The organism is Enterobacter sp. ECC-249 (assembly GCF_043965265.1).
GTDB lineage: Bacteria > Pseudomonadota > Gammaproteobacteria > Enterobacterales > Enterobacteriaceae > Enterobacter > Enterobacter quasiroggenkampii.
Map to the genome: position 1 here is coordinate 246,936 of NZ_CP143660.1, position 11,720 is coordinate 258,655.

The 11,720-nt window shown below is 57.0% G+C and carries 10 protein-coding genes; 5 read left to right on the forward strand and 5 right to left on the reverse strand.

Annotated features, from left to right (window positions below):
* Nucleotides 1–12: 12 nt before the first annotated feature.
* From glgX to asd, 3 genes are all read right to left on the reverse strand, one after another.
* Nucleotides 13–1,986 (reverse strand): glycogen debranching protein GlgX, encoded by a 1,974-nt coding sequence (gene glgX, locus V1587_RS01285; protein ID WP_371899005.1) that lies wholly within the window; start codon nt 1,984–1,986, stop codon nt 13–15.
* Nucleotides 1,983–4,169, reverse strand: coding sequence for a 1,4-alpha-glucan branching enzyme (gene glgB / locus V1587_RS01290; protein ID WP_371899004.1), 2,187 nt, complete (start codon nt 4,167–4,169; stop codon nt 1,983–1,985). Before glgB ends, glgX begins: the two co-directional genes overlap by 4 nt.
* Before the next feature lie 248 nt (nt 4,170–4,417).
* On the reverse strand, nt 4,418–5,521 hold the full coding sequence (gene asd / locus V1587_RS01295; RefSeq protein ID WP_024908885.1) for an aspartate-semialdehyde dehydrogenase: 1,104 nt from the start codon (nt 5,519–5,521) through the stop codon (nt 4,418–4,420).
* Between the two features lie 179 nt (nt 5,522–5,700).
* Between asd and V1587_RS01300 the strand changes: the two genes are divergently transcribed.
* The gene (locus V1587_RS01300; protein WP_032614883.1) at nt 5,701–6,294 is read left to right on the forward strand and encodes a YhgN family NAAT transporter; all 594 of its coding nucleotides are present in this window, start codon (nt 5,701–5,703) and stop codon (nt 6,292–6,294) included.
* Nucleotides 6,295–6,834: 540 nt separating this feature from the next.
* Here the strand turns inward: V1587_RS01300 and tusA are convergent.
* The gene (tusA, locus tag V1587_RS01305; RefSeq protein ID WP_371899003.1) at nt 6,835–7,077 is read right to left on the reverse strand and encodes a sulfurtransferase TusA; all 243 of its coding nucleotides are present in this window, start codon (nt 7,075–7,077) and stop codon (nt 6,835–6,837) included.
* Between the two features lie 167 nt (nt 7,078–7,244).
* Between tusA and V1587_RS01310 the strand changes: the two genes are divergently transcribed.
* Both V1587_RS01310 and V1587_RS01315 read left to right on the forward strand, forming a co-directional pair.
* Nucleotides 7,245–7,910 (forward strand): 7-cyano-7-deazaguanine/7-aminomethyl-7-deazaguanine transporter, encoded by a 666-nt coding sequence (locus tag V1587_RS01310; RefSeq protein ID WP_008503072.1) that lies wholly within the window; start codon nt 7,245–7,247, stop codon nt 7,908–7,910.
* A gap of 72 nt (nt 7,911–7,982) precedes the next feature.
* Nucleotides 7,983–8,540, forward strand: a complete 558-nt coding sequence (locus tag V1587_RS01315) for a DcrB family lipoprotein (RefSeq protein WP_371899002.1) — start codon at nt 7,983–7,985, stop codon at nt 8,538–8,540.
* A gap of 4 nt (nt 8,541–8,544) precedes the next feature.
* Here V1587_RS01315 and V1587_RS01320 read toward each other — a convergent pair whose 3' ends face one another.
* The gene (locus V1587_RS01320) at nt 8,545–9,762 is read right to left on the reverse strand and encodes an MFS transporter (protein ID WP_371899001.1); all 1,218 of its coding nucleotides are present in this window, start codon (nt 9,760–9,762) and stop codon (nt 8,545–8,547) included.
* Between the two features lie 145 nt (nt 9,763–9,907).
* Here V1587_RS01320 and V1587_RS01325 point away from each other — a divergent pair, with 145 nt between their 5' ends.
* Both V1587_RS01325 and V1587_RS01330 read left to right on the forward strand, forming a co-directional pair.
* Complete coding sequence (locus tag V1587_RS01325; protein WP_045909021.1) at nt 9,908–10,957, forward strand: AI-2E family transporter; 1,050 nt, start codon at nt 9,908–9,910, stop codon at nt 10,955–10,957.
* 336 nt (nt 10,958–11,293) lie between these two features.
* The gene (locus V1587_RS01330) at nt 11,294–11,683 is read left to right on the forward strand and encodes a hypothetical protein (protein WP_371899000.1); all 390 of its coding nucleotides are present in this window, start codon (nt 11,294–11,296) and stop codon (nt 11,681–11,683) included.
* Nucleotides 11,684–11,720: the final 37 nt, after the last annotated feature.

The following is an 11,720-nucleotide window of genomic DNA, read 5'->3' on the forward strand; positions in this document are numbered from 1 at the left end:
ACTCCTTTTTTATCATCTTTGGAATACGCACACTCCGTGCGCAGGCCCGTGCCAGACAGCCATTACTACCGGATTATCCGCTCCGGCAAAGGGGGGAACGGCTCGCCACTCCCCGTCAGGTAAAACAATCTCTGCGACGTCATCCGTCGCGTTCAGCGTGACCAGCCATTTATCCGACAGCAGGATTTGCAGGCGTGGTATGCCGTGTTGCCACTCTTGCGCGCTTAACGGTTGCGCGTCTTTATTCAGCCAGCGAACGTTGCCGTCACCCTCTTCCCACCAGCTGTTGGCGGTCAGCGCGGGGATCTGCTGGCGAAGATGGATCAGCGCAGCGGTGAAATGAATCAGCCCGCTGTTGGCCTCACCCCAGTCGAGCCAGGTTAATGTGTTGTCCTGGCAATAGGCGTTGTTGTTACCGTGCTGGCTGTGACCATGCTCGTCGCCTGCCAGCAGCATCGGCGTGCCCTGCGACAGTAAAAGCGTTGTCAGCAGCGCATGAACGCTGGCGCGTCGCCGCTCTATCACATCCAGACTTCCGCCTAACCCTTCTATACCATGATTGAAGCTATGGTTATTGTTAGTGCCATCGCGATTCTCTTCTCCGTTCGCCTCATTGTGTTTCTGATTGAAACAAACGCAGTCCCTGAGCGTAAAACCGTCGTGCGCCGTCAACAAATTGACGGTGGCCGAGGGGCGTTTACCGTCGCGCTTAAACAGATCGCTCGACGCGGCAAAGCGCCCGGCAAATTCCCCCAGAGACAGATTCCGCTCCAGCCAGAACCGGCGCGCGGCGTCGCGGTAGTGGTCGTTCCACTCGGCAAACAGCGGTGGGAAATTCCCGACCTGATAACCGCCTTCACCGATGTCCCACGGCTCGGCAATGAGCTTCACCTGCGAGAGCACCGGGCAGTTTTTTATCGCCTCAAACAGCGGCGCCTGCTGGCTGAACGCCGGCGTGCGTCCCATGACGGGCGCCAGATCGAAACGAAAACCGTCGACGTGGAACGTTTCCACCCAGTATTTCAGGCATTCATACGCAAAATGCGTGACCGCCGGATGGCTGAGGTTGAGCGTGTTTCCGCAGCCGGTCCAGTTCTCGTAATCGCCATCGTGCCTGATCCAATAATAGCTACGGTTATCAATTCCGCGCATGGAGAGCGTCGGGCCGTCGAGATCGCTTTCTGCGCTGTGGTTCAGCACCACGTCCAGAATGACCTCAATACCCGCCGCGTGGAGCGCCTTCACCGCATCGCGGAACTCGTCTCGCGCCTTTTCCTGATGAACGGCATAGCGCGGTTCGAGCGCGAACATCGCCAGCGGGTTGTAACCCCAGTAGTTGCTCAGCCCCAGCCGCTGCAGGCGCGGCTCGCTGGCAAAATGGGCAACAGGGAGCAGTTCCAGGGCGGTGATGCCGAGGTGTTTCAGGTAGGCGATCATGGTGGGATGCCCGAGCGCCTTATAGGTGCCGCGCATCTCTTTGGGGATCGACGGATGCAGGTACGTCAGCCCTTTGACGTGGGCTTCATAAATAACGGTATTGCCCCACGGCGTCTGCGGCGGGGCATCGTCTTCCCAGTCATAAAGATCGTTCACCACCACGCTTTTTGGCGCGACGGGCGCGCTGTCGCGGTGGTCGGGCTCGCCGTAGCCCACGTGGAAGAGCGGGTCATCTTTAAATTCACCGTCCACGCGGTGCGCGCACGGGTCAATCAACAGCTTTGCCGGGTTAAACCAGTGGCCCTGCGCCGGATCCCACGGACCGTGTACGCGAAAGCCATAGTGCATGCCTGGCCGTCCTCCGGCCAGGTAGCCGTGCCAGGTATCCCCCGTGCGCGCGGGTAAATCGTAACGGTGCTCGTTACCTTCCCCGTCAAACACGCACAGTTCTACCCGCTCAGCGTGAGCGGAAAAGAGGGTGAAATTGACCCCCTTTCCGTCAAAACGCGCCCCGAGCGGTTCGGGTTTACCTGCCGTAAGCTGCGTCATTCGCCCTCCCGCATCAGCCAGATGGTGCCAAGCGGCGGCAGCGTCAGGCTCAGGGAGTTGGGTCGCCCGTGGCTTTCGATGGCGTCGCTCTGTACCAGCCCGCCGTTACCGGCGTTGCTGCCGTGGTAGTGCATCGAGTCGGTATTCAGAATCTCGCGCCATTTACCCGGCTGGTTAATGCCGAAGCGGTAGTGTTCGCGCGGCACCGGCGTGAAGTTGCTGGCGACGATGATTTCGTTACCCGCCTTGTCACGACGCACAAAGACAAACACCGAGCGCTCGTGGTCGTCCACCACCAGCCACTCAAAGCCGTACGGATCGAAGTCGAGCTCGTGCAGCGCTTTGTGGTGACGATAGGTCAGGTTCAGATCGCGTACCAGGCGTTGCACCCCGTGGTGCCAGTTGTCACCGCCTTCCAGCAGATGCCAGTCGAGGCTGGCGTCGTGGTTCCACTCGCGCCCCTGGGCGAACTCATTGCCCATAAACAGCAGTTTCTTGCCCGGGAAGGCAAACATCCAGCCGTAGTAGGCGCGCAGGTTGGCGAACTTCTGCCACGCGTCGCCCGGCATGCGGTCGAGAATGGATTTTTTGCCGTGCACCACTTCATCGTGCGACAGCGGCAGCATGAAGTTTTCGGTGTAGTTGTAGAGCATCCCGAACGTCAGCTTGTCGTGATGATACTTGCGGTGGACCGGATCCAGCTTCATGTAGTCGAGCGTGTCGTGCATCCAGCCCAGGTTCCACTTATACCAGAACCCCAGGCCGCCTGATGACGGCGGACGGGAGACGCCCGCAAAGTCGGTCGACTCTTCCGCCATGGTCACAGCACCGTCCACCTGCTCGCCGATAATACGGTTGGTATTACGCAGGAATTCAATCGCTTCCAGGTTTTCGCGGCCGCCAAACTCGTTCGGGATCCACTCCCCCTCTTTGCGGCTGTAGTCGCGGTAGATCATCGACGCCACCGCATCCACGCGCAGGGCATCGATGCCAAACCGCTCGATCCAGTACAGGGCATTCCCGACCAGGTAGTTTGCGACTTCACGGCGGCCGTAGTTGTAGATCAGCGTGTTCCAGTCCTGGTGATAGCCTTCGCGCGGATCGCTGTGCTCATACAGCTTCGTACCGTCAAACTCTGCCAGCGCGAAATCATCCGCAGGGAAATGGCCCGGCACCCAGTCGAGGATGACGTTCAGCCCGGCGGCGTGCGCGGCATCAATGAAATAGCGGAAGTCGTCGCGCGTGCCGAATCGGCGGGTCGGCGCATACAACCCGGTGGGCTGATAGCCCCAACTGCCGTCGAACGGGTGCTCGTTGACCGGCAGCAGCTCAAGGTGGGTAAAGCCCATCCATTTGGCATACGGCACCAGCTGGTCGGCAAGCTCCCGGTAGCTTAGCCAGAAGTTGTTATCGGTGTGGCGACGCCAGGAGCCGAGATGGACTTCATAGACGGAGATCGGCGCATCAAAGCGGTTAGCCTGCTTACGCTCCTCCGTCTGGATAACCTTCTCCGGCAGGCCGCAAATCAGCGACGCGGTATCCGGGCGCATCTGCGCTTCGAAGGCATACGGGTCGGCTTTAATACGCAGCTTGCCGTGGGCGTCAATCATCTCGAATTTATAAAGCTGCCCGTGGTGCGCCCCGGGGATAAACAGCTCCCAGATACCGGTTTCCCGACGCAGGCGCATCGGGTGGCGGCGGCCGTCCCAGTAGTTGAACTGACCGACGACGGAGACGCGCTGAGCATTGGGCGCCCACACGGAGAACCGCGTGCCGGTAATGCCGTCCATGGTATCGGCATGGGCACCCAGCGTTTCATAAGGGCGAAGATGCGTCCCTTCGGAGAGCAGCCAGGCGTCCATCTCTTTAAGCAGAGGGCCAAAGCTGTAGGGATCGTCAATCAGGTTTTGCTGACCGTGCCAGAGAACGGCGAGCTGATAGCGAAAAGGGTTTTTACGACGGGGCATTACGCCCGAGAAGAAGCCACGGGAATCGAGGCATTCCAGGTTACCGACCTTGCGGCCAGTTTTGGGTTCAATCACCCAGACTTCTGTGGCATCCGGCAACAGTGCCCGAACTTCCAGGCCCGCCTCAGTACGGTGCATCCCAAGCACAGAAAAGGGGTCAGCGAAATGACCCGCAATAAGCGCATTAATCACGTCTCTATCCACACGATCGGACATGGTATTCATCCTGTTTTTTATGTCGTCCTTTTTAAGCGCTCCGGGACGACTTTTAATGTGACCTGAACGGGACAGCACAAAAATGTGCATCCATTCTGCTCCGTTCGAACCTCAGGTAAGAAATGACTCTTCCTTAAAGCATAGCCAACGCTCTAGATGACTCCTGATAAAAATAAGACATACGCGTGTTACTCCATGTAGTACGCAAAAAAAAGGGGTGAAAATCACCCCCGGTAGTTAACAAATTATTACGCGAGCTGGCGCAGCATGCGGCGCAGCGGCTCGGCGGCGCCCCACAGGAGCTGGTCGCCGACGGTGAACGCGGAGAGATACTCCGGCCCCATGTTCAGCTTGCGCAGACGGCCAACCGGCGTGGTCAGCGTGCCAGTAACAGCAGCCGGGGTCAGCTCGCGCATGGTGATATCGCGATCGTTTGGCACCACTTTCGCCCACGGGTTGTGCGCGGCCAGCAGCTCTTCCACGGTCGGAATAGACACATCTTTTTTCAGTTTAATGGTGAAGGCCTGGCTGTGGCAGCGCAGCGCGCCGATACGCACGCACAGACCGTCAACCGGAATGGTGTTCGCGGTGTTAAGGATTTTGTTGGTCTCGGCCTGGCCCTTCCACTCTTCGCGGGTCTGGCCGTTATCAAGCTGTTTGTCGATCCACGGGATCAGGCCGCCGGCCAGCGGTACGCCAAAGTTATCCACCGGCAGCTCGCCGCTGCGGGTCAGCTGAGTCACTTTACGTTCAATATCGAGGATCGCCGACGCCGGGTTTGCCAGCTCGGTCGCGACGCTCTGGTGCAGCTGGCCCATCTGGGTCAGCAGCTCGCGCATGTGGCGCGCACCGCCGCCGGACGCCGCCTGATAGGTCGCCACGGAGACCCACTCCACCAGATCCTGTGCGAACAGGCCGCCAAGAGACATCAGCATCAGGCTGACGGTGCAGTTGCCGCCAACAAAGGTTTTCACGCCGTTGTTCAGGCCGTCGGTGATCACGCCCTGGTTAACCGGGTCGAGAATGATGATGGCATCATCTTTCATGCGCAGCGAAGAAGCCGCGTCAATCCAGTAGCCCTGCCAGCCGCTTTCACGCAGCTTTGGATAGATTTCGTTGGTATAATCGCCGCCCTGGCACGTCACAATAATGTCGAGTGCCTTCAGCGCTTCCAGATCGTAAGCATCCTGCAACGTGCCTGTGGTACCACCAAAGGACGGAGCAGCCTGGCCGAGCTGGGAAGTGGAGAAGAAGACCGGGCGGATAGCGTCGAAATCGCGCTCTTCAACCATGCGTTGCATGAGTACAGAGCCGACCATACCGCGCCAGCCGATAAAACCAACGTTTTTCATAGCATTTTTTTCCTGCTGAAGGTGTGTGCTGATTGTGCAAGCCAGTATTGAACTGGGATATGCTTCACATTACAAAATGCTGCCAAAGTCGCAAGCGAAATTAATCGATGATTGCCCGGCAATCAGAAAAAGCGCTAATCATCGAAATAACACTACTAAGTATCAGGGATAATTTAAAGATGAGTGAAATCATTTCCGCGGCGGTTTTATTGATCCTAATTATGGATCCACTCGGAAACCTGCCTATCTTCATGTCGGTGCTGAAGCACACCGAGCCGAAGCGCCGCCGGGCGATCATGATCCGCGAGCTGCTCATCGCCCTGCTGGTGATGTTTATCTTCCTGTTTGCCGGGGAAAAAATCCTCGCATTCCTGAATCTGCGCGCCGAAACCGTGTCGATTTCCGGCGGGATTATTCTGTTCCTGATTGCCATTAAGATGATATTCCCGAGCTCAGAAGGCAGCAGCAGCGGCCTGCCTGCGGGTGAAGAGCCGTTTATTGTGCCGCTGGCGATCCCCCTCGTCGCCGGGCCGACCATTCTGGCCACGCTGATGCTGCTGTCGCATCAGTATCCGAATCAGATGAGCCATCTGGTGATTGCACTGCTGATTGCCTGGGGCGGGACGTTTATCATCCTGCTCCAGTCGTCCCTGTTCCTGCGCCTGCTGGGCGAAAAAGGGGTAAACGCACTCGAGCGCCTGATGGGGCTGATTCTGGTCATGATGGCAACGCAGATGTTCCTGGACGGGATCAGGGCGTGGATGAAGGGCTAGCAAGGTAAAAGCAAATTGGCCACTGCGTGGCCAATTTTAGTGTTTGCCCCCTCTCCCCGTGGGAGAGGGCCGGGGTGAGGGTATCAGGCCGCAGAGGCCTTTTTTGCCGGGTGGCGGCTTCGCCTTACCCGGCCTACAACTAACGCGCCGGATCCTTATTCAGGTGAAAGGCCGACTCTCTCCCTCTCCCTGTGAGAGTGCTGGGGTGAGGGCATCAGCCCGCAGAGGCCTTTTTTGCCGGGTGGCGGCTTCGCCTTACCCGGCCTACAACTAACGCGCCGGATCCTTATTCAGGTGAAAGGCCGACTCTCTCCCTCTCCCCGTGGGAGAGGGCCGGGGTGAGGGCATCAGGTCGCAGAGGCCTTTTTTGCCGGGTGGCGGCTTCGCCTTACCCGGCCTACAACTAACGTGCCGGAGCCTTATTCTGGTGAAAGGCTGACTTTCTCCCTCTCCCCGTGGGAGAGGGCCGGGGTGAGGGCATCAGGCCGCAGAGGCCTTTTTTTGCCGGGTGGCGGCTTCGCCTTACCCGGCCTACAAAACCTACCCCTTACGAATCAAATACCGGTACGGAAGCGCCTCGGTCTGCTGTGCTACCAGTTCATGTTCCATAAAGGTGCAAAAACCGGGAATATCGCGGGTCGTGGCCGGGTCGTCGGCAATAATCAGCAGCGTTTCACCGGTCTGCATATTGCGCACGGTTTTACGTACCATCATTACCGGTTCCGGGCAGCGAAGGCCCTGGGCATCAAGGGTTTGGTCTGGGCTGGAAAACAGGTCGGTCATGATCTTCTCGGTCAGGTAAAAACGGCTGTAGTTTACGCCCGGTTGCGATCAATGCAAACCAGGTTAACGATTGCGTAAAAAACAACCATTGCAATGTCCTGCCAAAGCAGTATCATGCTGCGGTTTTTATTGGGTTCCCTCACCCCAACGTATAAAAAGGTCACAATATGACGCAGTTTTCTGAATCACAGCGCGTAAAAGCGTTGTTCTGGCTTTCGCTTTTCCATTTGCTGGTGATCACCTCCAGCAACTATCTGGTGCAGCTCCCGATCTCCATCTTTGGTTTCCATACCACCTGGGGCGCGTTCAGTTTTCCGTTTATTTTCCTCGCAACCGATTTGACCGTGCGTATCTTTGGCGCACCGCTGGCTCGCCGCATTATTTTTGCGGTCATGCTCCCGGCCCTGTTCATCTCGTACGGGGTTTCGTCTCTGTTTTATATGGGAAGCTGGCAGGGCTTTGAGGCGTTAACCCACTTCAACCTGTTTGTTGCCCGTATCGCCGCGGCAAGCTTTATGGCCTACGCGCTGGGGCAGATCCTCGACGTGCACGTGTTTAACCGCCTGCGTCAGAATCATCGCTGGTGGATGGCACCCACCGCCTCCACGCTGTTCGGTAACGTGAGCGATACGCTGGCCTTCTTCTTCATCGCCTTCTGGCGTAGCCCGGATGCGTTTATGGCCGAACACTGGATGGAAATCGCGCTGGTAGACTACTGCTTTAAGGTTCTCATCAGCATTGTGTTCTTCCTGCCGATGTACGGCGTGCTGCTCAATATGCTGCTGAAAAGGCTGGCAGATAAATCTGAAATCACGGCATTGCAGGCTGGTTAAGGGTTCGCTTTATCAGTTGTGATAAGATGAGCGAATGAGCCGTTATGGCCGTTTATCGAAAGGGAGAAGTCAATGCGCAATCTGGTTAAATATGTCGGGATTGGCCTGCTGGTTGTGGGTCTTGCAGCCTGTGATAACAGCGACACGAAAACGCCTGCTCAGGGCGCATCCGCAGAAAGCAATGCGACCGGCCAGCCGGTGAATCTGATGGATGGCAAACTCAGCTTCTCTCTGCCAGCCGATATGACTGACCAGAGCGGCAAGCTGGGCACTCAGGCGAACAACATGCACGTTTACTCCGACGCAACCGGGCAGAAAGCGGTCATTGTGATTGTGGGCGACGACACCAACGAAGATCTGGCGGTCCTGTCCAAACGTCTGGAAGATCAGCAGCGTGGCCGCGACCCGCAGCTGCAGGTCGTGACCAATAAATCCATCGAACTGAAAGGTCATAAGCTGCAGCAGCTGGACAGCATCATCTCTGCAAAAGGCCAGACCGCCTGGTCTTCGGTTGTGCTGGGTAAGGTTGATAACAAACTGCTGACCCTGCAGATCACCCTGCCAGCGGAAGATCAGCAGAAAGCGCAGACGGCTGCTGAAAACATCATTAACACCATCGTGATCCAGTAACACTTCACGGCGATGACGTGGCCTCCGGTGCCTGCACCGGGGGCCATTTTTTTAGCCGCCACGTCAGCAGCAGCGCAATCACCACCAGACCCGCCGCGGCAAGATAGATCACCGGAACGCCTGCCCAGGCCATCACCAGCCCCGCCAGCGGGCCGGTAATGCCTAAAGACATATCCATAAACACCGTATAGGTCGCCAGCGCCGCCCCCTGATTCTGCTGCGGCACGGCTTTTACCGCCACCACGCCCAGCGCCGGGAAGACCAAAGAAAAGCCAGCCCCCGCGAGGAACACGCCCACTTTCGCGACCCAGGGCACCATCGCTATTCCGGTCAGCAGCAGCCCGACAATCTCTATCGCAAAGCAGATTAACGCCACATTCAGCCCACCCAGACGGTTGATGCCGTTAGGAAAAAGCAGGCGGGCGCCAACAAACGCGCAGCTGAACAGGGTTAACGCAAAGGCCGCGCCGTCCCAGCCTTTGGCGTCGTAAAACAGAGTAATGAAGGTCGCGATGACGCCGAAGCCGGTGGTCGCCAGCGCCAGGGCCATGCCGTACGGCCAGACGCGCCCCAGCACCGCCCGAAATGGCAGCGGCTTGCCTTTGCTGGCCTTCACTTTCGGGCGCGGCAGCGCAAAGAGGATCGCCAGCAGCGCGACCGCCATAATGGTGATAGCAAGCCCATGCAGCCCGCCCAGCGCATAGCAGGCCACGCCGAGCGGCGCACCGAGCGCCATCGCACCGTAGGTGACAATCCCGTTCCAGGAGATCACCCGGCCAATGTGCGGCGCGCCTACCACCCCCACGCCCCACAGCGTTGAGCCGGTTCCCGCCAGACTTTGCCCAATACCCAGAATGACGCGCCCCAGGCAAAGCAGCGCCAGGCTGACCAGCGGCCAGTGGCTGGTTGAGGCAGCCAGCAGATAGCTCAGGCCACTGAGGAAACAGCCACACAGTCCCACCACCACGATGCTTTTGGGACCGAACGTGTCTGCGTAGCGCCCGGCATGCGGGCGGCTGATGAGCGTGGCGAAATATTGCAGGCTAATCACCAGCCCCGCCCAGAAGGCGCTGAAGCCCATCACGTCATGGACATAGCCCGGCAGGACCGCCAGCGGCAGGCCAATGGTCAGATAGCTGGCAAAGTTGAAAATCACAACGGAAACGATGCGCAGATTGAGGCGCAGTCCGCTCAGCGCCGGTTCAGCGGCAGGTTCGGGCATGGGGTTCTACCTGGATTTTTTACAACAGTGTTTCACTATTACCACGGCGCAATAAGAAAATCAGCACCGACTTTCAGATTAACGGCTCCAGACGAAGCGGAGCCCGGGCACTACACTTACCGGGTCATCATATTAAGGAACACGCATGATCGCTAACCCGTCCGACAAAGCAGGACTCCACATCTTATTAAAACTCGCCTGTCTGGTAGTTATCCTTGCGGGTATCCATGCTGCCGCTGACATTATTGTTCAGCTCCTGCTGGCGCTCTTTTTTGCCATTGTGCTTAATCCTCTGGTCACCTGGTTTTTACGCCGGGGCGTCAGCCGTCCGGTAGCCATCACCATCGTCGTCATCGTGATGCTGATTGCCCTGACGGCGCTCTTCGGCGTGCTGGCGGCATCGCTGAGCGAATTCTCCACTATGCTGCCGCAGTACAACAAAGAGCTGACGCGTAAGATTGTGGCGCTGCAGGAGATGGTACCCTTCCTTAATCTGCATATCTCACCCGAACGGATGCTGCGCCGGATGGATTCAGAGAAAGTCATGACCTACGCCACCACCTTGATGACGGGGCTTTCCGGCGCGATGGCCAGCATTTTGCTGCTGGTCATGACGGTGGTGTTCATGCTGTTCGAAGTCCGCCACGTCCCCTATAAGCTGCGCTTTGCATTGAACAATCCACAAATTCACATTGCCGGATTACACCGGGCGCTGAAAGGCGTCTCCAAATATCTGGCGCTGAAAACACTCCTGAGCGTATGGACCGGGGTAATTGTCTGGCTGGGGTTGATGCTGATGGACGTGCAGTTCGCGCTGATGTGGGGCGTGTTGGCCTTTCTGCTGAACTACGTGCCCAATATTGGCGCGGTACTTTCCGCCGTGCCGCCGATGATTCAGGCGTTTCTGTTTAACGGCTTCTACGAATGCATGCTGGTCGGCGCGCTGTTCCTCGTCGTGCATATGGTGCTGGGCAATATTCTTGAACCGCGCATGATGGGACACCGTCTGGGCATGTCGACGCTGGTGGTATTTTTATCCTTGCTGATTTGGGGATGGCTGCTGGGCCCGGTTGGCATGCTGCTGTCGGTCCCTCTGACCAGCGTATGTAAAATCTGGATGGAGACCACCAAAGGCGGCAGCAAGCTGGCGATCCTGCTCGGGCCGGGGAGGCCGAAAAGCCGATTACCCGGGTAATGAACCTCCCTGTACAGGTAGGTTTAAACCGTCAGCAATACACCGTAAATTACCGCGTCCCTAATCCGGCGCGGTATTTTCATTTGCGTTAAGGCGATATTCATTCTGTTTTTAATTACGTCGCGCGCATTACGTTCAAGCGCAATTAATGATTTAACGCAAATTATAAAAAAATGAAATTCTCATTTATTTTCCATGTTATTATGCCCGCCTTCGCGTCAACGTAATGCAAACATTAATATTGATTAAAAACACATCTGGCGCTAACAAAAGCCGGATGAATATTATTTGTAAAAACCACTACCTTTAATTGTTATTATTGATATGGAGTTGTTGATGAAAAAGATCGTTAAATGGTGTGCTGCTGCCGTATTCGTTGGTGCACTGGCAGGCTGCGCGCGTACCGCCCCAATCGCTCAGGTTCACTCTATCGTAAGCGCGGGCCATACAGCCGATCAGGTAAAAACGGCAATTTTGAAAGCTGGCCAAAAACGTGACTGGATCATGACGGAAACTGGCCCGGGAATGATTAAGGGGCGTCTGCAGTCACGCGATCACTCGGTACAGGTGAGTATTCCGTACACGGCGACAAGCTTTTCAATCAACTATGAAAACAGCCTTAACCTGAAAGCGGCAGACGGTAAAATCCACAAAAATTATAACCGCTGGGTCAATAACCTCGACCACGATATTCAGCTGAACCTCTCCGCTGGCGCCGCGCTGTAAATTTTTCTAAAGTCGGGCCGCATATGGCCCGATAACC